The organism is Pseudomonas floridensis, from assembly GCF_002087235.1.
In the GTDB taxonomy this organism is placed as follows: Bacteria; Pseudomonadota; Gammaproteobacteria; order Pseudomonadales; family Pseudomonadaceae; genus Aquipseudomonas; species Aquipseudomonas floridensis.
Map to the genome: position 1 here is coordinate 1 of NZ_MUIO01000059.1, position 23,308 is coordinate 23,308.

Genomic DNA, 23,308 nt, shown 5'->3' on the forward strand with positions numbered 1-23,308 from the left:
CCAGCAGACTGCTGGCCAGTAACACGCTGGAAAGTGTGCGGTTCATTTGGTGTGTCCCTTGAGTCGATCATGATTGTGCAGACTGGCGTTCTATGAGTGACGCCTTGTCCGGGGTGTAATATTTTGTCTGTTTGGTCAACTTCGACTAGTTAGCAAGAGCTGCGCCAACCCGTGAAAAAAAACCGCAGTCATACGAAAACCGCCACATAGATGTCGGTTTCAGTCGGTTTTTTAAAGACGGATACTCAAATGCTCGGGCCGTAAGCCGGGGCGCGCAGTCGAATTCGAGCAATAAGCGGATTATCGGTCTGTTTTTGCAGCGGCGGCGGAGGATACTGACTCGCGCTGTCCGGCTCAAGTGCTCCAGCACAGAGCGGCTGGAGCGAAAACGGGGCGGCAATCGTCGGTCTACGTTGCGGACCGACGCCGGTAAGGCTCAGTTGGTTTTCGCGCCCTGATCGATCCAGGCTCCGACCAGTTCGCGTTCCTGCTGGGTCATCTGGGTGATGTTGCCCAGCGGCATGATCGGCGAAGTGACGGCTTGCGCCTTGATACGCTGCGCCTGCTGTTGAATCTGCTCTGGCGTATCGAACATCACCCCGGCAGGCGCGACGCTGAACAACTGACTGGTAGGTCTGGCCGAATGACAGACTGTACAGCGCTGATGAATCACGTCGTTCACCTTGCTGAAATCCGCCCCGGCTGCTTTGGCAGGCTCTGGCTGGACGGCAGGCGCAGCCGGTTCGGCCGGTTTTTCATCGGCGCGATGTCCGCCCACCGCGGTGCCGGGCAACGGCTGATAGACGATCTTCGTCGTTTGCGGCGGTTGCGCGGGACCTGTGACATAGGCCAGGCACAGCATGCCTAGCGCCGCGACCGGCAACGTCCAGGCAAAGCGATGGCTGTCATGCCGCGTATTGAAGTAATGCCGGACCAACACCGCCAGCAGCGCAATGCCGGCCAGAATCAGCCAGTTGTATTGGCTGCCGTAGGTGCTGGGAAAGTGGTTGCTGATCATGATGAACAGCACCGGCAGAGTGAAGTAGTTATTGTGCCGTGAACGCAGCAGGCCCTTGGCTGGCAGGCTCGGGTCCGGGGTGCGGTTTTCGGCGATGGCGGCGACCAGTGCACGCTGCGCCGGCATGATGATGCGGAACACGTTGCCGACCATGATGGTGCCCATGATCGCCCCGACATGCAGGTACGCGCCGCGACCGCTGAACACCTTGCTGAACCCGTAGGCCGCAGCGACCAGCAGGGCGAACAGAATCAGGCCGAGCAGGGCAGGGCGTTTGCCCAGCGCCGAGTCGCACAGAAAGCTATAGATGAACCAGCCGACGAACAACGAACCCAGACCGATGTGCACGCCTTCCGCCCCCGACAGGCTGCTGCCCGGAGCCAGCAGATAAAGCGTCGGGTTGGCATAGAACACCACGCACAGCAGTGCCACGCCCGATAGCCAGGTCGAATAGGCTTCCCATTTGAACCAGTGCAGGTTCTCCGGCATGGTGGGCGGGGCGAGTTTGTATTTTTCCAGATGGTAGATGCCACCGCCATGGATCGCCCACAGATCACCCGAAAGCCCGTCCCGCGGGTTCTTGCGGTTGAGGTTGTTTTCCAGCCAGACGAAGTAGAACGATGCGCCGATCCAGGCGACGCCCACAATCATGTGAATCCAGCGTACGCCCAGATTCAGCCATTCCATCAGATGTGCCAGCACGGTTTTACCTAAATACCTGTCACCACTTCACGGGTGCTCAGGTCCTTCCTGGGAGTCGGGATCGAGCACCATCAACTGGTGCTCTGCGAAGTAATGCTCATCGCAGTTATTGCCGCTTCCACTGCGATCGACCACCAGGAAATCATCCCGCTTTTCGATCGTCAGCACCGGGTGGTGCCAGACGCCGCGATGGTAATTGACACCCTGCCTGCCGTTGGAGATGAAGGCGCGGGTCAGCTCTGATTCAGGAGCATCGCCAACGGGCGCGACCACGATCAGAAAAGAGTTGCCGAGCAGCGGTATGAACGCCTGACTGCCCTGCGGATGACGTTCGAGCATGGTAATGGTCAGCGGCATCGGCAGCGCTTCGGCGCGGAAGATGCTGATGATCGCCTTGTCATCGGGCTGCGCGGTTTGCACCTCGGCCAGACGATGAAAGCGCATGGTCGAGCCGTTGTTGATCATGAAGTGATCGCTGCCATCGGTTTCAATGACGTCACCGAACGGCGCAAAGGCTTCCTTGGTCAACGGCTCGATTATCAGTGTGCGCATGCGGGTTCTTCTGTTCTCAGGATGATGATCGTTGCCATGCTCTGCGTGGAGACGTCCACGCGGAGCATGGGCAAGCGCAATATTGAAGCTTAACGCGTCACCTTGCCCAGCACCCGCAACCGGCTCACGCCACCATCCGGGAACACGTTCAGACGGATGTGGGTAATCGGTCCGATGGCCTTGATCTGCTCGGCGAAGGTGTGTTCAGCGTGCATGGTCAGTTTCTGGCTGGGCAGCAGTTCGCGCCAGAACAGACTCTGCGTCTCGATCTGGCTGTCGGTGCCGCCTTTGACGAAGGCACCCTGAATCGAGCAACTGTCCGGGTAGTTGCCCTTGAAGTGCAGGGTATCGACGATGACGTTCTCGACCTCGCCCGGATGCCCCAGCGCGACGATGACCCAGTCGTTGCCCGGCGTGCGGCGGCGGGCGGTTTCCCAGCCGTCGCCCATGTTCACGCCACGGCCCGGATTGAGAATGTTGCTCATGCTGCCGTAATGCTCGTCGGAACAGGCGATCGAACGACCGCCATTGAGCGCAGCCACCAGATCGATCTGCTCGCTGTCGCCGACCGTCGTCCAGTCGCGATGCGGCACGCCATGAACCCGCAGGCGCGCGACGCCGCCGTCCGGGTAGATATTGAAACGCAGGTGGCTGAACGGCTGGTCGTAAGTGATTTCGTGGTAGTGGTGGCTGTTACCCTTCAGCTCGACCGACGGCAGCACCTCGGTCCATGCAGTGTTTTCGTCCGGCTCGCCCGAAGCCAGAAAGCAGGCTTCCAGCGAGGCGGACGGCGGAAAGTTGCCGGTGAAAAACGATGTGTCGATGTCCACGCCTTTGATGGTGCCCGCCACGCCCAGGCGGATCACCGCGCTGTCGTAACCTTCGAAGCGTTTGCGACGCGACTCCCAACCGTCCATCCACTTGCCGTTGTCGTCGAACACGCCCTCCTTCCAGACCGCAGGCGTCGGCTGGAACAGGCGGTTGGCATCGGCGAACCAGTCATCGGTCACGGACAGAACCTTCGTGCCCAGACGCGCATCGGCCAGGTTCACGAACTTCTCGAACGGTGCGGCGTAAACTTTCATTCTTCTTGTCTGCCTTCTAGACGGTGGATGAGCGCGGCGCCTGGAGCGCCTGCAAACGGAACAGTGCGATTTTGTTGATCTCGTCCAGGGCGCAAGCGAACTCGGCTTCGGGCGAGTGGTGAATACGTCGTTCGAACGCCGCCAGGATCTTGTGCCTGTCGCTGCCCTTGACCGCCATGATGAACGGAAAGCCGAAGTGGGCCTTGTAAGCCTCATTCAGCTCGGTGAAGCGCTGGAATTCTTCAGGCGTGCAGAGGTGGATGCCGGCACCTGCCTGTTCGTTGCTGCTGGCCTGGGTCAATTCACCCTGAATGGCGGCTTTGCCGGCCAGGTCCGGGTGAGCATTGATCAATGCCAGTTGTTGCGCATGGCTGGCGTTGAGCAGGACATCGCTCATGCGTGCATGCAGACGCTCGATCTGGTCGAGCGCTTCATGCGCGCCAAGGTCATAGGCCTGTTGCGCCACCCAGGGCGAATGTTCGTAGATGTCGGCGAAGGTCGCAATGAACGCGTCGCGGCTCAGCGTCGACGGGGTAAATCCTGCAAATGCAGTCATCGTGCGCCCCCGGCGCTGAAAGGATGTTCGGCATGCCAGTGGCGTGCAATGTCGACGCGGCGGGTGAACCACACCTGCTCATGACTTTTCGCGTATTCGATGAATCGCTTGAGCGCCGCGAGCCGCGCAGGGCGGCCGATCAGGCGGCAGTGCAGACCGATCGACAGCATCTTCGGCGCGTCCTCGCCTTCAGCGTACAGCACGTCGAACGCATCCTTGAGGTACTGGAAGAATTGCTCGCCGTTGTTGAAGCCCTGCACTTGCGTGAAGCGCATGTCATTGGTGTCCAGCGTGTAGGGGATCACCAGATGCGGCTTGCCGGTCGGATTGTCCGGTTCCCAGTAGGGCAGGTCGTCGTCATAGGTGTCGCAGTCATAGAGAAAGCCGCCTTCCTCCATCACCAGCCGGCGCGTGTTCGGGCCGGTTCGACCGGTGTACCAGCCCAGCGGGCGTTCGCCACTTATTTCGGTGAGGATGCGGATCGCCTGGAGCATGTGTTCGCGCTCCTGGGCTTCGTCCATGTTCTGGTAGTCGATCCAGCGATAGCCGTGGCTGCAGATTTCGTGTCCATCGGCGACCATGGCGCGGATCACATCCGGGTGACGCTGCGCCGCCATGGCCACGGCAAAGACGGTCAGGGGAATGTCGAACTGTCTGAACAGCTTGAGGATGCGCCACACGCCTGCGCGGCTGCCGTATTCGTAGAGCGACTCCATGCTCATGTTGCGCTGGCCCTGCAACGGTTGCGCAGCGACCATCTCGGACAGAAACGCTTCAGACTCCTTGTCACCGTGCAGGATATTGCGCTCGCCACCTTCCTCGTAATTGAGCACGAACGACAAGGCGATACGCGCGTTCCCCGGCCAGCGAGGGTGAGGCGGGTTGTTGCCGTATCCGATCAGGTCACGTGGGTATTCGGCGCTCACTGCAGGCTTCCTTATGCGTGATGTCAGGTTCCAGGCGGAGGGTCATGAGGATTCCGCACTGCAAGGATTGTATACAATTTAATTTCTAAATTGTAACCTCGGGCTCAGTCATCGTCAGTCCAGATTCAGCTACTGCAACAGCCAAGCAAGAAACCTGCCTGACTGGTCAGCTTAAGCGGAAAAACCTGATTGATTTCCTTTGCTTCACTGATTCCGGTGTCTCAGAGCGTTCAGTCTGCATAGCGATCAGAGGCGGTCCGCGGTGAACGTGTACAAGTTTTTCGAAAAGTGTATTAATCGGTTGCAACGGCGTCATGACGGGCACCTCGTTGGTGCACCGCGGCGGCATTACCAGAGCAAGGGAGAACGCAGTGGGAAAACTCACCACGCATGTACTGGACGCAGCGCATGGCTGCCCTGGCGCTGCCATCCATATCCAGTTGTATCGGGTCGACGGCGAGCAACTGCTACCGGTGGCAAGCGCTGTCACCAATGGCGATGGCCGCTGCGACGCACCCTTGCTGCAGGGCGATGCGTACCGCAGCGGCGTCTACCAGTTGCATTTTCACGCGGGGGATTATTACCGGGCCCGCGGCGTGACGCTCAACGAGCCGGCCTTTCTGGATGTCGTGGTGTTGCGCTTTGGCATTGATGCAGATCAGGCCCACTTTCATGTGCCGCTGTTAATCTCGCCCTACAGCTACTCGACGTACCGGGGCAGCTGATACTCGTTTTTGCCCGCGCACACTGCGGGCTTTTTTCTGGGCGCTGTTCGGCCTGCCGGGTGCGCCTGAGGCGTCGTGGTTTTGCCCTGTGTACAATGCGCCCGTTCCGACGCCGCTATCCACCCGCGCACGAGTGCCCATGAACGACCAGTCCCTGCCTCTCAAGAAAACGCCACGACCTGCGAAGGCCAGCAACGGCCTGACGCAGGACGACGTCGTGTATGCCCATATCTTCGACGCCATCCTTGAGCAACGACTGGCGCCTGGCACGCGATTGAGCGAAGAAGCACTGGGCGACATATTCGGTGTCAGTCGCACCATCATCCGCCGCGCTCTGTCGCGTCTGGGTCATGAAGGTGTCGTGCTGCTGCGGCCCAATCGCGGTGCGGTGGTTGCCAGCCCCAGCGTCGAGGAAGCGCGTCAGGTGTTCCTTGCGCGGCGTCTGGTCGAGAAAGCCATCACCGAGCTGGCGGTCGAACATGCAACGGCGGAACAACTTGCCCGGTTACGGCAGATGGTCAGCGATGAGCGCGACAGTTTTTCCCGTGGGGATCGGGGGGCGGGCATTCGGTTGTCCGGCGAGTTCCACCTGCAACTGGCGGTGGCGGCACGCAACGCGCCGCTGATCAGTTTCCAGCGCAGCCTGGTGTCGCAGACGTCGCTGATCATCGCGCAGTACGAAACCGGGAACCGCACGCATTGCTCCTACGACGAACACAACCAGTTGATCGACGCCATCGAGGCCCGTGATACGGCGCTGGCGGTCGAGTTGATGATGCATCACATGGATCACATCGACAGCAAACTCAACCTCGATGAAGACGTGATCTCTGACGATCTGCAGGCGGTGTTCTCGCACCTGCTGGGCAAGAAGAAGCCCAAGGCAGACTGAAATAAACTCAGTTGTCCCGCTGTTCTCTCAGGGCTTGAGCCTGACGGTAGAGATAGACGCTCAAACCCAGCCCGCTCAGGGACGCCAGTGCGGCGAACAGGAAGATCGAGACGAAGCCAAAACCCGCGGCGATTGCCCCGGCCAGCGGCCCGGTGATCCCCAGCGACAGGTCGATGAACAGCGAGTAGGCACCCACCGCTGCGCCACGACTGGACGCCGGAACCAGATTGACGGCCTCGACACCCAGCGCCGGAAACACCAGCGAAAAACCGAACCCGGTCAACGCCGCCCCGGCGAGCGCTAGGCCCGGCGTGGGTGCCATCCACAGCAACAGCAGGCCCAGGCTTTCCACCGACAGGCAGACAATCGCCACGCGAAAGCCCCCCAGACGGTTGATCAGGTTGCCGAACAGCAGGCGTGCGGCGATGAAGCTGCCACCGAACAGGGTCAGGCACAGCGCTGCGTTGGGCCAGTGTTTGCTGGCGTAGTACAACGTGATGAAAGTGGCGATGGTGCCGAAACCGATGCCGCCCAATGCCAGGCCCATGCCATGGGGAAAGACCCGCCCCAATACATGCATGAACGGCAGGCGCTCGCCGTGGACGATGGGTGCTCCCGGCTTCTTCCAGGTCAGCAGCAGACCGATCGCACAGAGCAGCATAATGCTGACGCCGACCGTCCACAGGCCGAGCGCATTGACCATCCACACGCCCAGTGGCGCACCGATGGCCAGCGCGCCGTAGCTGGCAATGCCGTTCCAGGAGATCACCTTGGCTGTGTTTTGTGCGCCGACCCGGCCGATGCCCCAGCCAATCGAGCCCGAACCCACCAGACTTTCCGCGCTGCCCAGAATCACCCGACCGATCAGCAACACCACCAGACTTGCCATCGGCCATGCTTGCAGCCAGATCGGCACCAGCATGAACACACCACTCAGCCCGCACCCCGCCAGGCCTAACTGGACAGCTTTCTTGCTACCCATGTTGTCGATGATGCGACTTGCCCAAGGGCGGCTGACCAGTGTGGCCAGGTACTGCACGCTGACCACCAGGCCCGCCATTACCGCCCCGAAACCCAGGTCGCTGTGCACATAGCCGGGCAGCACGGCCAGGGGAATGCCGATGTTCAGGTAGCCGATGAAGGTGAACATGACGATGGAAACCACGGTCAGGGTAATGGCCATTGGCGTTTGCGGTGCAGCAGTGCTTGTCTCGGACATGGAGAAGGGTTTCAGCCTGGTATCGGAGTGACATGTAACGGTCAGGGATTCGTATCGCACAGGCCTGCAGGAAAAATCCTTAGCAAGCTTTCGATACGTTCATCATAGCGGTGCATCGACGGATGCAGGTAACAGATTGAAATAAATCTGCGGAGAAGGGTGTTGAAGGTCAGGCGTGATCAGGGGCGACAAGTTGCGTGGTGACCAGTGCGGCCAGTGCGTTTTCCTGAGTGCCGAAACGTGCGAGCAAAGCCTGTTGTTTTTCCGGGCTCAGGCGCGACCAGATTTCGATCATCTTTTCGGCGGTGCCGATCAATGCGCTGGCCTGGGTTTCGGTAAAGTCGCTCATGATTTTCTCGCCTGTCTCTCGCTGGTTTTCCAGGCGTATTGAAAATCGGCAAAACCGTTTTTCGATACGCCTGAAAACAATCGCCTTCAGTCTTTGCTTCGGGCTTTCTGGCTGTCTTGAGCCGAGGGTGCTGCTTTCATTGCGGCAGGTTGACCAAGCTCCTGTTGAGCCAGGGTCGACTGCTTTGGTTCCTGTTGGCCTGGTGGGAAGTTAGGGATTTCATGCATCGTCATCGCTCCTCGCAAGGGGTTGCAGATAGAACCGTGCTTTAAAAAAGCCTGCGCAGGATACCTCACTGAAAATGACAATCCGGATATTTTTTTCAACTGATTGACCGAGCGGCGAAACAAAAACAGGTTTCTACTGTCCTGCCCGGATAGGCCGGCAGGTCGCAAAGCCACGGCCGGTGGTCTTTGCGCCTGTTCGAGACACGTCACTGGCTCTCAGACAAAAAAATGATCACACCGCCATTTCAGTTTTTGCACACCGCCGCAATCGCCTGGGCCAACTGATCCAGCCGACTGGCGTCGATACCGGCGATGTTGGCACGGCCATCGCTGACCATGTACACGCTTTGCTCGTTGCGCAGGCGGGCGACCTGTTCGGCGGGGATGCCGGTATAGGAGAACATGCCGCGCTGTCGGGCAATATGGGCGAAGCGCTCGCCCAGACCCAATGGCGTCAGCGCTTCGACCAGCCCGCTGCGCAGTTGCGTCACGCGCTGGCGCATGTCTTCGACCTCGTCGGCCCAGAGGCTTTTCAGTTGCGGATCGCCAAGAATCTCGGCGACCACGGCTGCACCGTGATCCGGCGGATTCGACCAAAGATTGCGTGCGATACTCGCCAGCTGGCTGCGTATGTCCAGCAGCTTCTGTGCCTCATCAGCGCAGACGATCAATGCGCCGGTGCGCTCACGGTACAGGCCAAAGTTCTTCGAACATGAGCTGGTAACCAGCACTTCCGGCACTTTTTCAGCGAACAGGCGTACCGCCCATGCGTCTTCTTCCAGGCCGTCCCCAAAGCCCTGATAAGCGAAGTCGATAAGCGGCAGCAGGTCGCGGTCCTGCACGATTTGCAGCACCTCACGCCACTCGTCGTGGGACAGATCGAACCCGGTGGGGTTATGGCAGCAGGCGTGCAGCAGTACTACGTCGCCGTGCGGGACCTGGCGCAGGGTGTCCAGCATGCCATCGATGTTCAGCCGGTTATCCGCACCCACGTAGGGATAATGACTGACCTTGAGGCCGGCCTTGTGGAAAATGGTTTCATGCAGCGGCCACGTTGGATCGCTGAGCCAGATCCCTTTGCCGGGCAGGCATTGGGCGATGAAATCCGCTGCCAGCCTGAGTGCGCCAGTGCCGCCCGGTGTCTGGGTGGCACCGGCGCGCTTGTCCTCGAGCAACGGTGAGTCGCCGCCCAGCACCAGTTCGCTGATCAGTGTCCCGAAACGCGGCTCGCCGTGGCTGCCGATGTAGGTCTTGGTCATCTGCCCGTCGACCAGACGCTGCTCGGCGATCTTTACCGCACGCGGGACCGGGGTCTGGCCCTGCGAATCCTTGTAGACACCCACGCCCAGGTCGAATTTGTCAGGATTGACGTCGTCGGCGTAAGCCTCGATCAGGCCCAGAATCGGATCGCCCGGTACGCGCTGGATGTCCTTGAAGTGCATTATTTGAGTCCCTCGGCGCCCTTGGCCACCTCGTCGGTGCGGGCTGCCATGATGAAGTCGTTACGGTGCAGCCCTTTGATCGAGTGGCTCCACCACGTTACGGTCACTTTGCCCCATTCGGTCAGCAGACCGGGATGGTGGCCTTCGGCTTCGGCAATTTCGCCGACCGCATTGGTGAAGGCCAGTGCAAACCTGAAATTCTTGAACAGATAGACTTTCTCCAGCTGCATGACGCTGTCACGCACTTCGATGTTCCAGTCCGGGATCTGCTTGAGCAGTTCGGGCAGTTCCGCATCGCTGACCTGTGGGGCGTCGGCGCGGCAGGCTTCGCAGTGGGCTTGGTTCAGTGTAGTCATGGACGGATTCCTTGTGGACGCGTGGCTGTGGGTCAGGCCGCGTGATTTTTGGTTTTAGGCGGAAACTTTGGCGCATGCAGACCCATCTGCATACCGCGCTCGACCAGTGCCATGATGTCTTCCCGGGCCAGATCGAACAAACGCTTGAGGTCGGGCAGGACAAAGTACACCGGTTGCAGGATATCGATGCGATAAGGCGTGCGCATCGCTTCAAGCGGGTCGAACGGTTGATGCTCGGGCTCAGGCGACAGGCTGTACACCGCCTCCCTGGGCGATGAGAGAATGCCGCCGCCATAGATTCTGCGCCCTTGCTGGGTGTCCACCAGCCCGAATTCAATGGTCATCCAGTACAGGCGCGCCAGATAAACGCGCTGCTCCTTGGTCGCGCTCAGGCCGAGTTTGCCGTAAGTGTGCGTGAACTCAGCGAACCAGGGATTGGTCAGCAGCGGGCAGTGGCCGAATATCTCGTGAAAAATGTCTGGCTCCTGCAAGTAATCCAGCTCTTCTTCGGTGCGGATGAACGTCGCCACCGGGAAGCGCTTACTGGCCAGCAGTTCGAAGAAGGTCTGGAACGGAATCAGCGCCGGTACACGTTCGACCTGCCAGCCGGTGGTCGTGCCCAGCACCTTGTTGATTTCGCCTAGCTGCGGAATCCGGTCGTGGGGCAGGCGCAGTTGCTCGATACCATCGAGGTATTCCTGGCAGGCGCGGCCTTCGATCACTTTCAGCTGGCGCGTGATCAGGGTATTCCACACCGCGTGCTCGGCGGCGGGGTAGTCGATGAAGCCGTGAGCGTCGGGCTCACGCGCCACGTAGTGCGTCTGGGCCATGCGGGTCTCCTGAAGAGCGCTATTTATTGTTATACGACTGTCATGCGGCGGCTTTTGGGGTGCGAACGGCGTATTGCATTGAGCCATGACCCAGAAATAGCGCATATCTCGCCTGGCGTCAGGGTTTAGCGGTCGGCCATCAGATAGCGCACTGTTGGAAACCGTAACGAAAAGTTTACGGTTTTTTAGGGTGCCCGCGATCGCAAGGCTATTTGCGCTCTGTGTTGCGCTGTGCTGTCACGTATTGTTGACGCTAGACTTCGCGTGACAACAAAAACATCGACGTCCGGAAGGAAGAGCAGGCATGCGCATCAAGGTCCACTGCCAGAATCGCATTGGCATTCTTCGCGACATTCTCGAGCTACTGGTGGCCTACGGAGTCAACGTGGCAAGAGGCGAGGTGGGTGGTGAGCACGGCGATGCCATCTATCTTCACTGTCCGAACCTGATCAATATGCAGTTTCAGGCATTGCGGCCCCGTTTCGAAGCGATCACCGGTGTGTTTGGCGTCAAGCGTGTCGGGCTGATGCCCAGCGAGCGGCGGCATATGGAACTGAACGCCTTGCTCGGCGCGCTCGAGTTCCCGGTGTTGTCCATCGACATGGCCGGTGCCATCGTCGCCGCCAACCGCGCTGCCGCCCAACTGCTCGGCGTACGGGTCGATGAGGTGCCGGGCATTCCGCTGTCCCGGTATGCCGAAGACTTCGACCTGCCTGCGCTGGTACGCGCCAACAAATCGCGAATCAACGGGTTGCGCATCAAGGTACGTGGCGACGTGTTTCTGGCTGATATCGCGCCGTTGCAGTCCGAGCACGACGACAGCGAGGCGATGGCGGGCGCGGTGTTGACGCTGCACCGCGCCGATCGGGTCGGCGAGCGCATTTATCATGTGCGCAAGCAGGAGTTGCGTGGTTTCGACAGTATCTTCCAGAGTTCGAAGGTCATGGCGGCGGTGGTGCGTGAAGCGCGTCGCATGGCGCCGCTGGACGCGCCGCTGCTGATCGAAGGCGAGACCGGAACCGGCAAGGAGTTGCTGGCCCGTGCCTGCCACCTGGCCAGCCCGCGTGGGCAGTCACCGCTGATGGCGCTCAACTGTGCCGGGCTCTCGGAATCAATGGCCGAGACCGAACTGTTCGGCTACGACCCCGGCGCGTTTGAAGGGGCACGCGTTGAAGGGCGGCTGGGCCTGCTAGAGCTGACCGCGGGCGGCACGCTGTTTCTCGACGGGGTGGGCGAGTTGAGCGCACGGATGCAGGCCAAGCTGTTGCGCTTCATTCAGGACGGCTGCTTCCGCCGCGTGGGCAGTGATGAGGACATGTATCTTGATGTGCGGGTGATGTGCTCGACCCAGGTCGATCTGTCCGAGCTGTGTGCGCAAGGCGTCTTTCGCCAGGATCTTTACCATCGTCTCAATGTGCTGTCGCTGCACATTCCGCCGCTGCGCGAATGCCTGGACGGGCTGGCTCCGCTGGTCGAGCACTTTCTCGATCAGGCCAGTCGCCAGATCGGCTGCACGCTGCCGGGCATCGCACCTGCCGCACTGAAAAAACTCGGTCAATATCATTGGCCGGGCAATGTACGGCAACTGGAAAACGTACTGTTTCAGGCCGTGTCGCTATGCGACGGCGCCCAAGTGCAGGCCGAACATGTCCGGCTGCCCGATTATGGCGTGCGCCAGATGTTGACCGATGTGTCTCTGGAGGGTGGGCTTGAAGCGATTGTCGGGCGGTTTGAAAAGTCGGTGCTGGAGCAACTTTATACGCAATATCCCAGCAGTCGGTTATTGGGCAAAAGACTGGGCGTTTCGCACACTACAATTGCCAACAAGTTGCGCGACTATGAAATAGGCAAACAAGTGGAGTAAGGATGGCTTTACGTTCTCATGTTGGCGCCACAGCTCACGTCCCGCCATCACGCAGTGTCTTAACGTCCAATAGAAACCAGGTTCGGCTGCGGGGCGTTGTTGGCCTGCATGGTTTCGACAAATTCGGCGATCGCCCGCCAAGTGGTACATGCCGCATCGAACCAGACTTGAGCGACAATGGCCTGTTGAGCGTTCCGGGCCTGGTTGACGTCGCAGGCAGCACCGCCCAGCTCACCTGACAGTACTCCCCAGCTGTTGTTCAGTGCGCCGAGGGCGGTGCTCATATTTGCCACGTCATTCAGCACCAGGGACAGGCTCATGGCGAGCCCGCCGAGTGTCGCAATCTGCTGCTGATCGCTGGACAGGTTCTGCTGGTCGCTTGAAATAGTGCCCTGATAGTGCGTTATGGTTGTTTGCAAAGACGATATCTGCTCCTGAGCCTGGGCGATGGAGGCCACGCCAATGCCTGCGAGTATCAGCGAAATGCCGCCGGTAAACGGCGTCAGCAAGACGCCAAAAATGGTTTCGATCAAGCCGCTGGTCTTGCGTGCTTCGGCGCTGGCGATGGCTTGCCGATCAGTCTGTACCTGTTGTTGAAGTTGCGCGATCTGCGCGTTGATGATGCTTATCTGCTCTTGAATATCGGCCTCCTGCGCTTGAATCTGTGCCACGCTTTCGTTCATTCTGGCGTAGGGCACCGCCAGTTGCGTGTTGAACGTGCTGAGCTTGCTGGTGTAGGCATCGGTCGCGTTGATCATGACCTGAACGGGAGCCTCCAGCGCGTTCAGTGAAGCAACAATTTCGGTCTGTAATGAGCTGTCGAACTGTTTTTGCAACTGCTCGAACAGACTGTCCAGTGTCTGTTGTGCCGCCAGGAATGCCTGCGCACAGACGTGGATCTGGCTTAGGATCTGCTGCTGGAAATACAGATAGCCGTTTTGCCGCCAGCCAAGGACGAGGTTTTCTGCCTGGCCCAGCTCTTGGTCAAGTACCGGGTACCAAGAGGAGGAAGATGGGGCGATCGATGCTTCCATCACGGCTTGGCATGACGCGTTGAGCAGCAACATGGTGCCGATTGAATTACTGATCTGCTGGTTGGTCTGGAAAGCATCGAAAGCCATGGACGAAACTCCTGTCGTTGGATGGGAAAGGGCGTCAGATCGGCAGGGTCTGGTACTGAATCCTCGGGCGAGTATCGGTTACCAAGGGGACAAAAAAGGGGGCGATCAATGCTTCCATCACCACCTGACATAGCGAGCTGAGCAGCAGCATTGTGCCGCTTGAGTTGCTAATCAGGTTGTTCTGGAAAGCATCGAAAGCCATGGACGAAATACCCTTTCGATGAAAGGTAAGAGGATCAGCTTGGGATCGGCAGCGTCTGCGACTGGACCTGCACTGGCGAATTCACCAGGTTGTTGGCCGTGGTAATCGCGGTGGCCCACTCGGTTTGCGCCGCCGAGGTGAACACGCCTTCCATGATGGTCGAGAGTTGGGTTTGTGCAGACTCCAGCTGGTTGAGTACGCCCTGCAGCTCACCCTGGAAGGTGCCCCACTGGGTTTGCAGCTTTGACAGACTCTGAGTCGCCAGTTCAATGCTTGACACCGCGTTGTTCGAAGCCAGTTGCAGGCCCTGCAGGGCGACCAGTTGACGCTGATCGTCGTCCAGCTCCTGCTGGTCATGGCCGATCTGATCGAACTGGGCATTGATCCGGCTTTGCATGATGCCCCAGGTCACTGCGCCTCCGATGATGCCGGCTGCGCCGATGGCGCCGCCAATAAGCAGGCTTGTACCACCGGTTTCCGGGGCCAGGGCGACGCCTACGACCAGAGCGAAGACTCCTACGGCGATGGCCGCAGCCGATGCTGCAATAGCCTTGTTCTCGCCAGCTATCTCTTCGTTGAGTGAAGAGATGGCGTCGTTCATTTTGCTGATGTCCGTTGTCAGCGAGGTTTCGGCTGCCTGGATGCTGGTCGATCCATTGACCAGATTGTTGTGCGCGGTCTGCATCGACTGGCCCCAAGAGGTCAGTTGGGTGGAGACCAGGCCCATCTCGTTGATCACTGTGCCGATAGGCGCCAGCAACGCTTGCTGGATGATGGTCTTGATCTCGATCACCGCAGGGTTGTCAGCCCCTTGGGCGGTAGGATTGGCGGCAACGATGCCCTGGATCGCATTATTTGCCGCGGTAAAGCTGGAGCCGAAGTTGATCACCTGCAGCGGAATCGTCTTGGTCACTTGCGTGCCCAGTGAGTTGATCCAGGTCGCGGCCAGGGTCTGCGCCACCAACAGTTCGGCGTTCAGATCGTCGAACCAGGCGGGCTTGGGTGTCGGTGCGATGAAGACGGTGTTGGCAACTGCATGACAGGCGATAGTGATTAACTGCGCGGCGTTATAGGAAACGCCGGTATTGCCAAACAGGTTATCCGGTGCCGGGGTCAAATCGTTCGGGGTATCGGTCAGGGCAACATTCATCATGAATTTCCTCTCAGGTATGCAAATGGCAGGAGGGTGAAGTCCTTTCAGGCCCCGACAAGTGTCGGGAACGTCGGCCGGATTTCGGCCTTGGAAATATCGATCGTCACTGGTTCGCCGACACCGATATCGGTCTTCGTAATGTGTGTGACGAAGGTATTTATCGACTGCCAGGCCACCAGTGCCATTGGCAGTGTTCTCAGGTCGAGATACTGGTTGGGTTGGGCGCCCGCATTCAGGGCGCTGATCGCATCTTCGATCTTCGAAGTCTGTGCTTCCCAGAGATCGATCAGTCCTGGCAAGGCATCATGCAGTGCCAGATATTGCTCTTCGACGCTGTAAAGCGTTTGCAGGGTCGACTTGGTCAGGGCAAGGCCCAGTGCCTCGTCGGAGAGTTGCGCCTTGGTGGTGCTGATCTGGTTCAAGGTCGCAATCAGTTGATTGTCGTCCTCGATCAAGTCATAAAAGCTCTTGCCTATGGTAATAACTGCGACGGCAAGGCCCAGCACCGGGACCGCAGCTTCCGCTCCCGCTGCACCTGCCGTGTAAAGCATTGACACCGCTGACTGGGCCACGCCCTTGCCCGAGGAAATGGCATCGCTGGTCAGTTTGCTACCCAGAGCCTGGACGTAGTTGACGAGTTCGCCGAGCTGCTCTGTGAGTTTCAGCATCTGCTGCTCTTCACTGGCCAGCGCGTTCCAGCCAGCCGCGATCGATGTGTCCAGCTCCGGGAGCACGGCGCTGAACGCCGTCATGCGCAACTTCAGATCTGCTTGTGCGGCCTGAGTTGCGGCAAGGCTTTTTTTGGCCTCGGGCAATAGCGTGGTGCTCAGCGCGTTGATCCAGAACTCAGCGCTATTGTTGGTAGTGGCGCTTAGGGTATTGGCAACGCCCGAGAACATCGCAAAGTAGTTTTCGAACGCCAGGATGACTGGCGACCACACTTGACCACGGTCCTGCTGCCAGGCATCTGCCGCGCTGTCGAGTTGTTTGAATTCGGCGGCGACGGCGGGCAGCCAGTCGGGCTCGTCGGCAATTTTCACGATCTGTATGCTTTCACAACTCAAGGCAAAGCTGTCAATCCCGACGATGCCTGCATAAGCATCGGTCAGTTTGTCGAGGGTATCGTTTACATCTGGAGAAAGCATGGAGTGCGCTCCTCGATCAGGCGTTGACTTGTAGAAACGGATCGAAGCTCATGGACCGGCCATCGAAGGACAACGTACAGCTGTACTGATAGCGGCCTGTGGCGCCTTGGGATTCGACGCGGCCTGACCAGGCCACCACGCCGGGAACCGGTGTGATTTGCTGCGGCTGGCAGATTTTCTGGTCGATGATCTGCCCTGTGAATCCGGTGATTTCAGCGTTGTCGCCCGGATTGACGGGGGTGATCGACCAGATAATGATCTGGCCATCCGTACAGCTGGTCACTAACTCTTCCTGGCCTTCGCTGTATGAGCCGAAGAACTTGTTGGTATCCACCAGATAGGCGTTGGAACTCAGGTCGCCGCTGGCCAGAGCACCTTCGACATCGACCACAATTAACACATTGATTTGATTTGCCATTTCCTACAGCTCCTTGCGCGTGGGTGAACCTTCGATCCTTCAAACCACCTTCATGTTGCTCACGAAGGTCATGGTTGTAGCGTTCATCACCACGCTCACCGAATAGGCGTAGCTGGCAAATGCGCCTTGGGCTTCGATCGTGCCGTTCCATACGGAATTTCCGGCAAAAGCGTCTTCGGTGGGCCGGCATACATTGCCGTCGATCATGGGACCTGAGAACCCGCTGATAGCGATCTGAGTGGCTGGATCGACTGGAGTGACCGACCAGGTCAATGCCTGGCCGTCCTGACAGACGGTATTGAGGAGGCTTTGCCCCTCTTGCCATGAGCCGAGATAGTTGTTGGTGTCTACCAGGTAAACATTCCCCTGAAGCGTTCTGGCGCTGAGGGCGCCCAGTACATCCACCGCAATCAGAATATCGATACGATTCACTTCTACCTCCTGGTTGAAGTGCCCCTGAAGCTGTTCAAGGGTGGAGTCAAATCGCCATCATTGGCGCAAGTGCTGAGGGTATAGATGGCGTCGGAAGGTTGCGCAAGGCGAGCAGCAAATTATTTTTGGAGGGGTGACTGGCACAAGGTACTTGTCGTGGAGCCACGCTGCCTGTCTGGTTAGGGCCCGGACGGAGAATGTGTAAGCACCAGCATTTGGCAAGGAGCGCCTGATACGCCGACCAACGGCGTATGGTACGGCACACCCACGTGCGCGCTGGGCCTTGTTGCGGATGGGGCGGCTTCGGACAACTCACGTTTATGATGCCTTAAAACAGGTTCCGTCAAGACCGCGTGCGTGGTTTGGTAACTGGGTCAGGGATGCTTGAAACCACATGCGCTTACCGAGGAGCAAGCCATCAATGGCGTGGCCTTCCTTCGGAGAGTGAGGGTTGCTAAAGCGAGGTCCATGCGCTTCAAAGTATTAATCACGAGCGATAGTTTTTATCTTCTAATGCTGGATATTTCAGTCTTGTTTTTTGCGTTGCGAAAGTTCTTCATGCATGCATTTACCTGAAGGCATTGCAGTCCCTGGCCCTCTGCGACAGACGTGAACGTCTAAGAGTATGCATTTTGTTCGTGTGTGGTTTGAAAGGAACAGCAGGCGCCTCGCTATCGTTCCGCGAGGCGTCGCGCCAGATAAAGCGTTATCAACCGTTGCTGCAGCCGTTACCCATCACTTGGTAGCTCATGATGTGCTGCTTGCCCTGCGAGTCTTCATAGATCATGCGGGCCGGTACGACCTGGCAGACATTGGGGATCTGGCTGATGGAAATGACCCTGGCGATGTCCAGATGAGTACCGTAGGTGTACTGCTCGACGCGTGCCTGTTGAGCGGCGACCCTGGTTTGCGACTCCTCGGCCATGGCCAGAGTGCTGAGGCTACAAAGTGCCAGAATCGCGATTGAAACTTTCATTACTATTTACCTTCTCGAGAGCGAACGAATGCGCCTGACGAATAATTCGGTTCAGGGGCGATAACAGCGTTTGAATAAAAAACAGTCTGTGTGGGGGACCGTGCTGTTTGCCTGTTGGCGGAAGTGATTCTAGGCTTCTCGAGGCCCGGCATATATAAAGGCTTTTGATAAGCCTTTTTATCGAAACGGTAACAATCGTTTTTATCGTCAGGTTCGAACCCTGCCGATCACAATCGATCCGGTGAACAGGGCCGGTAAGACCAACGTCGAATGGCCCTGTCAGGTAGGTCGGGATACAACGGACTCATAAAACAACAACTATCCACCGAGGTAACCAAGATGAGTGCAGCTTCCCTGTACCCCGTCCGCCCAGAAGTCGCCGCGAACACGCTGACGGATGAGGCAACCTACAAGGCCATGTACCAGCAGTCGGTGGTCAACCCCGACGGTTTCTGGCGTGAGCAGGCCAAGCGCCTCGACTGGATCAAACCCTTTACCCACGTCAAACAGACTTCCTTCGACGATCATCGCGTCGACATCAAGTGGTTCGCCGACGGCACTCTCAACGTTGCCTATAACTGCCTGGATCGCCACCTCGAAGAGCGCGGCGACAGCATCGCGATCATCTGGGAAGGCGACGATCCTTCCGAACACCGTGAAATCACCTACCGCGAACTGCATGCCGAAGTCTGCAAGTTTGCCAACGCCCTGCGCGGTCAGGATGTACACCGTGGCGACGTGGTGACTATCTACATGCCGATGATTCCCGAGGCCGTGGTCGCCATGCTGGCGTGCGCCCGGATCGGGGCGATTCATTCTGTTGTGTTTGGCGGCTTCTCACCCGAAGCGCTGGCCGGCCGGATCATTGATTGCAGCTCCAAGGTGGTGATCACTGCCGACGAAGGCTTGCGCGGTGGCAAAAAGACCCCGCTCAAGGCCAACGTCGACCGTGCCCTGACCAACCCCGAAACCAGCAGCGTGCAGAAGGTCATCGTCTGCAAGCGTACCGGCGGCGATATCGAGTGGAACCGTCACCGCGACATCTGGTACCACGCGTTGCTGGAAGTGGCGTCGAGCACATGCGCGCCGAAGGAAATGGGCGCTGAAGAGTCGCTGTTCATTCTTTATACCTCCGGCTCCACCGGCAAGCCCAAGGGTGTGCTGCACACCACGGCCGGTTACCTGTTGTACGCGGCGCTGACCCATGAACGCGTGTTCGATTACAAACCGGGCGAAATCTACTGGTGCACCGCTGACGTGGGCTGGGTCACCGGCCACAGCTATATCGTCTACGGCCCGCTGGCCAACGGCGCGACCACGCTGCTGTTCGAAGGCGTGCCTAACTACCCGGATATCACCCGTGTGTCGAAAATCATCGACAAGCACAAGGTCAACATTCTCTACACCGCGCCCACCGCCATCCGCGCCATGATGGCCGAGGGCACGCGCTCGGTCGAAGGGGCTGACGGTTCCAGTCTGCGTTTGCTGGGTTCGGTGGGCGAACCGATCAACCCTGAAGCCTGGGGCTGGTACTACGACACGGTGGGCAAGAAAAACTGCCCGATCGTCGACACCTGGTGGCAGACCGAAACCGGTGGCATCCTCATCAGCCCGCTGCCGGGGGCGACTGCCCTCAAGCCGGGTTCGGCGACACGTCCGTTCTTCGGCGTGATTCCGGCACTGGTGGACAACCTGGGCAACCTGATCGAAGGCGCAGCCGAAGGCAATCTGGTGATTCTCGATTCCTGGCCGGGGCAGTCGCGCTCGCTGTACGGCGATCATGACCGCTTCGTCGACACCTACTTCAAGACCTTCCGTGGCATGTACTTCACCGGTGACGGCGCGCGTCGTGACGAGGATGGCTACTACTGGATCACCGGTCGTGTGGACGACGTGCTCAACGTTTCCGGTCACCGGATGGGCACCGCCGAGATCGAAAGCGCGATGGTCGCGCACCCGAAAGTCGCCGAAGCAGCGGTGGTTGGTGTGCCGCACGATCTGAAGGGGCAGGGTATCTACGTCTACGTCACGCTCAATGCCGGCGAGACGGCCGACGAAGCGCTGCGGATCGAGCTGCGTAACTGGGTGCGCAAGGAGATCGGTCCGATTGCCTCGCCGGACTTCATCCAGTGGGCGCCCGGCTTGCCGAAAACCCGCTCGGGCAAGATCATGCGTCGCATTCTGCGCAAGATCGCCACCGGTGAGTACGACGCGCTCGGTGACATCTCCACGCTGGCCGATCCGGGCGTGGTGCAGCACCTGATAGACACCCACAAGACCATGAGCGCCGCCTGACACTCATCTTTCAGCCTTACCGCTGATTATTCGTCCCCACGCTCCCGCGTGGGGACGCCGTTCAGGACGCTCCGCGTCCGTGTGCAGCGCTGCGATCAGTGATGAGCGATCGGCGTCGGTCGCCCCAACCGGGATATATCGACCTGTTACGGGTCTACCCGCCGTTTGCCTGATCTGCTTCCTTGTGGGACATTCGTCTCAAAATCTGTAGGAACATTCTTCGCTTACGGGGAATTATCGAACGCGACGACACGCTGGGCTTGCCGGATTAGAAGGGTTTGCCAATAATGGGCGCGCTTTTTGCTGTATCAATCGGTTAATTCTGTTTTGCTAGATCAAGGGATTTGGGCTTCGTCAACAGGGCGAAAGCCTGTTTCAGGTGCTTCTGTAACTAGTTGTCGCATTGAAGAAATATCGACTTCGAACCTGTCGTTAAAATGCCCCTCACTCGTCAGAGGCCGATGAACCGGAACACGGTATCGGCGGCCTGGCGTCGCTCTCTCTGGATTGTCCTTTCGCATGATGGGCGCTGCCCACTCTGCCACTTGTCGTGCTTTACCGATGGAGTTCTGTTAATGAAAAAGCTCATGCTTATTGGCGCGCTGGCGTTGTCCGTGCTTGCCCAGCCGACGTTCGCTGATGAAAAGCCGCTGAAAATCGGTATTGAAGCCGCTTACCCTCCGTTCGCCTCCAAGGCGCCGGACGGCAGCATCGTCGGTTTCGACTACGACATCGGCAATGCGCTGTGTGAAGAAATGAAGGCCAAGTGCACCTGGGTCGAGCAAGAGTTCGACGGCCTGATCCCTGCACTGAAAGTGCGCAAGATCGACGCGATCCTGTCTTCGATGTCCATCACCGAAGACCGCAAGAAGTCCGTGGACTTCACTGGCAAGTACTACAATTCCCCGGCCCGTCTGGTGATGAAGGAAGGCACCAGCGTCAGCGACAACCTCGCTGAGCTCAAAGGCAAGAAAATCGGCGTACAGCGCGGTTCGATCCACGAGCGCTTCGCTCGCGAAACGCTGGCCCCGCTGGGTGTCGAAGTGACGCCATACGGATCGCAGAACGAAATCTACCTGGACATCGGTGCCGGTCGCCTGGACGGTACAGTGGCTGACGCGACCCTGTTGCAGGACGGTTTCCTGAAGACCGACGCGGGCAAGGGTTACGCGTTCGTTGGCCCTTCGTTCACCGATCCCAAGTATTTCGGTGACGGCATCGGCATCGCCGTGCGCAAAGGCGACAAGGCCAACCTCGACCGCCTCAACGCTGCCATCGCCGCGATCCGTGCCAATGGTAAATACAAAGCAATCCAGGACAAGTACTTCGACTTCGATATCTACGGCAAATAAGTCGTCGAAAGGTACTGACCGAGATGGCGCAAACAGAATTGCCTGGCTTGCGCCATTTTTATTCCACGCTTGAGGACCGCACATGATGTTGAAAGGCTACGGGGCTGTGATCCTCGAGGGTGCCTGGCTGACGTTGCAGCTGGCCCTGTCGTCGATGGCGCTGGCGATCGTTCTCGGTCTGATCGGCGTGGCACTTCGTCTGTCGCCGGTGCGCTGGCTGGCCTGGCTGGGCGACTTGTACAGTACCGTGATTCGCGGCATTCCCGATCTGGTGCTGATCCTGCTGATTTTCTATGGCGGCCAGGACCTGCTCAATCGTGTTGCACCGCTGCTGGGTTTTGACGAGTACATCGACCTGGATCCGTTCGCGGCCGGGATTTGCACGCTGGGCTTCATCTTTGGCGCTTATCTGTCCGAAACCTTTCGCGGCGCGTTCATGGCGATCCCCAAGGGGCAGGCCGAGGCGGGCATGGCGTACGGCATGAGCAGCGGCAAGGTGTTCTTCCGCATCCTGGTCCCACAGATGATCCGTCTGGCGATCCCCGGTTTCACCAATAACTGGCTGGTGCTGACCAAGGCTACCGCGCTGATTTCCGTGGTCGGTCTGCAGGACATGATGTTCAAGGCCAAGCAGGCGGCCGATGCTACCCGCGAACCCTTCACCTTCTTTCTCGCGGTCGCAGCCATGTACCTGGTGATCACCAGTGTCTCGCTGCTGGCCCTGCGTTATCTGGAAAAGCGCTACTCCGTGGGCGTGAGGGCGGCTGACCTATGATCTTCGACTACAACGTCATCTGGGACAGCCTGCCGCTTTATTTCGGCGGTTTGCTGGTGACCCTGAAACTGCTGGCGATTTCACTGGGCGTCGGTCTGCTCGCGGCGTTGCCGCTGGGTCTGATGCGGGTTTCGAAGAACCCGTGGGTCAACCTGCCCGCCTGGCTCTATACCTACGTGATTCGTGGCACACCGATGCTGGTGCAGCTGTTTCTGATCTATTACGGCCTGGCCCAGTTCGAGGCCGTGCGCGAAAGTTTCCTTTGGCCGTGGTTGTCCAGCGCGACGTTCTGCGCCTGCCTGGCCTTTGCGGTGAACACCAGCGCGTACACCGCTGAAATCATCGCGGGCAGTCTCAAAGCCACGCCGGCCGGAGAAATCGAAGCGGCACGGGCGATGGGCATGTCGCGTAGCAAGATGTACCGCCGCATCCTGTTGCCTTCGGCTCTGCGCCGGGCGCTGCCGCAGTACAGCAATGAAGTGATCATGATGTTGCAGACCACCAGTCTGGCGTCCATCGTGACGCTGATCGACATCACCGGCGCGGCCCGTACGGTCAACGCCCAGTTCTACCTGCCTTTCGAGGCTTACGTCACCGCAGGCGTTTTCTATCTGTGCCTGACATTCATTCTGGTGCGACTGTTCAAGCTCGCTGAGCGTCGCTGGCTGGGCTATCTGGCCCCACGGAAGGTCTGAA

Annotated in this window: 25 protein-coding genes; 7 read left to right on the forward strand and 18 right to left on the reverse strand. The window is 58.9% G+C overall.

Features of this window, described 5'->3' with window-relative positions; genetic code table 11:
• Nucleotides 1-436 precede the first annotated feature (436 nt).
• The 5 genes from BZK31_RS15250 to puuE all read right to left on the reverse strand — a co-directional run bounded on the left by BZK31_RS15250 (nt 437) and on the right by puuE (nt 4,839).
• Nucleotides 437-1,720 carry a urate hydroxylase PuuD gene (locus BZK31_RS15250; RefSeq protein WP_083183790.1) on the reverse strand — a complete coding sequence of 428 codons (1,284 nt, stop codon included), beginning with the start codon at nt 1,718-1,720 and terminating at the stop codon, nt 437-439.
• A gap of 27 nt (nt 1,721-1,747) precedes the next feature.
• A complete protein-coding gene (locus BZK31_RS15255) occupies nt 1,748-2,272 on the reverse strand; it encodes an ureidoglycolate lyase (protein ID WP_083183791.1) in 525 nt (174 codons plus the stop codon).
• Nucleotides 2,273-2,361: 89 nt separating this feature from the next.
• Nucleotides 2,362-3,357: an allantoicase gene (gene alc, locus BZK31_RS15260; protein ID WP_083183792.1), complete on the reverse strand. Its 996-nt coding sequence runs from the start codon at nt 3,355-3,357 to the stop codon at nt 2,362-2,364.
• Between the two features lie 16 nt (nt 3,358-3,373).
• Nucleotides 3,374-3,913 (reverse strand): 2-oxo-4-hydroxy-4-carboxy-5-ureidoimidazoline decarboxylase, encoded by a 540-nt coding sequence (uraD, locus tag BZK31_RS15265; RefSeq protein WP_083183793.1) that lies wholly within the window; start codon nt 3,911-3,913, stop codon nt 3,374-3,376.
• On the reverse strand, nt 3,910-4,839 hold the full coding sequence (gene puuE / locus BZK31_RS15270; protein ID WP_083183794.1) for an allantoinase PuuE: 930 nt from the start codon (nt 4,837-4,839) through the stop codon (nt 3,910-3,912). The genes uraD and puuE overlap by 4 nt, the downstream gene beginning before the upstream one ends.
• Before the next feature lie 371 nt (nt 4,840-5,210).
• On the opposite strand from puuE, the gene uraH reads away from it, so the two are divergent.
• Both uraH and BZK31_RS15280 read left to right on the forward strand, forming a co-directional pair.
• Nucleotides 5,211-5,564, forward strand: a complete 354-nt coding sequence (gene uraH / locus BZK31_RS15275; protein WP_083183795.1) for a hydroxyisourate hydrolase — start codon at nt 5,211-5,213, stop codon at nt 5,562-5,564.
• A 139-nt stretch (nt 5,565-5,703) separates the two neighbouring features.
• Nucleotides 5,704-6,456: a GntR family transcriptional regulator gene (locus BZK31_RS15280; protein ID WP_083183796.1), complete on the forward strand. Its 753-nt coding sequence runs from the start codon at nt 5,704-5,706 to the stop codon at nt 6,454-6,456.
• A 7-nt stretch (nt 6,457-6,463) separates the two neighbouring features.
• Here BZK31_RS15280 and BZK31_RS15285 read toward each other — a convergent pair whose 3' ends face one another.
• The 6 genes from BZK31_RS15285 to phhA form a co-directional block, all read right to left on the reverse strand.
• On the reverse strand, nt 6,464-7,675 hold the full coding sequence (locus tag BZK31_RS15285) for an MFS transporter (protein WP_083183797.1): 1,212 nt from the start codon (nt 7,673-7,675) through the stop codon (nt 6,464-6,466).
• 169 nt (nt 7,676-7,844) lie between these two features.
• Nucleotides 7,845-8,024, reverse strand: a complete 180-nt coding sequence (locus tag BZK31_RS15290) for a hypothetical protein (RefSeq protein ID WP_083183798.1) — start codon at nt 8,022-8,024, stop codon at nt 7,845-7,847.
• An 86-nt stretch (nt 8,025-8,110) separates the two neighbouring features.
• The gene (locus BZK31_RS29465; RefSeq protein WP_157900745.1) at nt 8,111-8,425 is read right to left on the reverse strand and encodes a hypothetical protein; all 315 of its coding nucleotides are present in this window, start codon (nt 8,423-8,425) and stop codon (nt 8,111-8,113) included.
• Between the two features lie 71 nt (nt 8,426-8,496).
• Nucleotides 8,497-9,693 carry an amino acid aminotransferase gene (locus BZK31_RS15295; protein WP_083183799.1) on the reverse strand — a complete coding sequence of 399 codons (1,197 nt, stop codon included), beginning with the start codon at nt 9,691-9,693 and terminating at the stop codon, nt 8,497-8,499.
• A complete protein-coding gene (locus tag BZK31_RS15300) occupies nt 9,693-10,049 on the reverse strand; it encodes a 4a-hydroxytetrahydrobiopterin dehydratase (RefSeq protein WP_083183800.1) in 357 nt (118 codons plus the stop codon). The genes BZK31_RS15295 and BZK31_RS15300 overlap by 1 nt, the downstream gene beginning before the upstream one ends.
• A gap of 32 nt (nt 10,050-10,081) precedes the next feature.
• Nucleotides 10,082-10,879 (reverse strand): phenylalanine 4-monooxygenase, encoded by a 798-nt coding sequence (gene phhA, locus BZK31_RS15305; protein ID WP_083183801.1) that lies wholly within the window; start codon nt 10,877-10,879, stop codon nt 10,082-10,084.
• A 304-nt stretch (nt 10,880-11,183) separates the two neighbouring features.
• Here phhA and BZK31_RS15310 point away from each other — a divergent pair, with 304 nt between their 5' ends.
• Nucleotides 11,184-12,743, forward strand: coding sequence for a sigma-54-dependent transcriptional regulator (locus tag BZK31_RS15310; RefSeq protein WP_083183802.1), 1,560 nt, complete (start codon nt 11,184-11,186; stop codon nt 12,741-12,743).
• Between the two features lie 59 nt (nt 12,744-12,802).
• Here the strand turns inward: BZK31_RS15310 and makE are convergent, their stop codons facing one another.
• The 7 genes from makE to BZK31_RS15340 form a co-directional block, all read right to left on the reverse strand.
• Nucleotides 12,803-13,864: an alpha-pore-forming cytotoxin subunit MakE gene (makE, locus tag BZK31_RS15315; RefSeq protein ID WP_083183803.1), complete on the reverse strand. Its 1,062-nt coding sequence runs from the start codon at nt 13,862-13,864 to the stop codon at nt 12,803-12,805.
• Between the two features lie 34 nt (nt 13,865-13,898).
• On the reverse strand, nt 13,899-14,066 hold the full coding sequence (locus BZK31_RS29470) for a hypothetical protein (RefSeq protein WP_157900747.1): 168 nt from the start codon (nt 14,064-14,066) through the stop codon (nt 13,899-13,901).
• A 34-nt stretch (nt 14,067-14,100) separates the two neighbouring features.
• Nucleotides 14,101-15,219: an alpha-pore-forming cytotoxin MakA gene (gene makA, locus BZK31_RS15320; RefSeq protein ID WP_157900748.1), complete on the reverse strand. Its 1,119-nt coding sequence runs from the start codon at nt 15,217-15,219 to the stop codon at nt 14,101-14,103.
• Between the two features lie 44 nt (nt 15,220-15,263).
• Nucleotides 15,264-16,364 carry an alpha-pore-forming cytotoxin subunit MakB gene (gene makB, locus BZK31_RS15325; RefSeq protein WP_083183805.1) on the reverse strand — a complete coding sequence of 367 codons (1,101 nt, stop codon included), beginning with the start codon at nt 16,362-16,364 and terminating at the stop codon, nt 15,264-15,266.
• A 16-nt stretch (nt 16,365-16,380) separates the two neighbouring features.
• Complete coding sequence (gene makC / locus BZK31_RS15330; protein ID WP_083183806.1) at nt 16,381-16,782, reverse strand: alpha-pore-forming tripartite toxin MakABE regulator; 402 nt, start codon at nt 16,780-16,782, stop codon at nt 16,381-16,383.
• A 39-nt stretch (nt 16,783-16,821) separates the two neighbouring features.
• On the reverse strand, nt 16,822-17,214 hold the full coding sequence (gene makC / locus BZK31_RS15335; RefSeq protein WP_083183807.1) for an alpha-pore-forming tripartite toxin MakABE regulator: 393 nt from the start codon (nt 17,212-17,214) through the stop codon (nt 16,822-16,824).
• Nucleotides 17,215-17,923: 709 nt separating this feature from the next.
• The gene (locus tag BZK31_RS15340) at nt 17,924-18,190 is read right to left on the reverse strand and encodes a DUF2790 domain-containing protein (protein WP_083183808.1); all 267 of its coding nucleotides are present in this window, start codon (nt 18,188-18,190) and stop codon (nt 17,924-17,926) included.
• 339 nt (nt 18,191-18,529) lie between these two features.
• Here BZK31_RS15340 and acs point away from each other — a divergent pair, with 339 nt between their 5' ends.
• From acs to BZK31_RS15360, 4 genes are all read left to right on the forward strand, one after another.
• Nucleotides 18,530-20,485 (forward strand): acetate--CoA ligase, encoded by a 1,956-nt coding sequence (gene acs, locus BZK31_RS15345; protein ID WP_083183809.1) that lies wholly within the window; start codon nt 18,530-18,532, stop codon nt 20,483-20,485.
• Between the two features lie 575 nt (nt 20,486-21,060).
• Complete coding sequence (locus BZK31_RS15350; protein WP_083183810.1) at nt 21,061-21,837, forward strand: ABC transporter substrate-binding protein; 777 nt, start codon at nt 21,061-21,063, stop codon at nt 21,835-21,837.
• 85 nt (nt 21,838-21,922) lie between these two features.
• Nucleotides 21,923-22,612 (forward strand): ABC transporter permease, encoded by a 690-nt coding sequence (locus tag BZK31_RS15355; RefSeq protein WP_083183822.1) that lies wholly within the window; start codon nt 21,923-21,925, stop codon nt 22,610-22,612.
• Nucleotides 22,609-23,307, forward strand: coding sequence for an ABC transporter permease (locus tag BZK31_RS15360; protein ID WP_083183811.1), 699 nt, complete (start codon nt 22,609-22,611; stop codon nt 23,305-23,307). The genes BZK31_RS15355 and BZK31_RS15360 overlap by 4 nt, the downstream gene beginning before the upstream one ends.
• Nucleotide 23,308 lies beyond the last annotated feature (1 nt).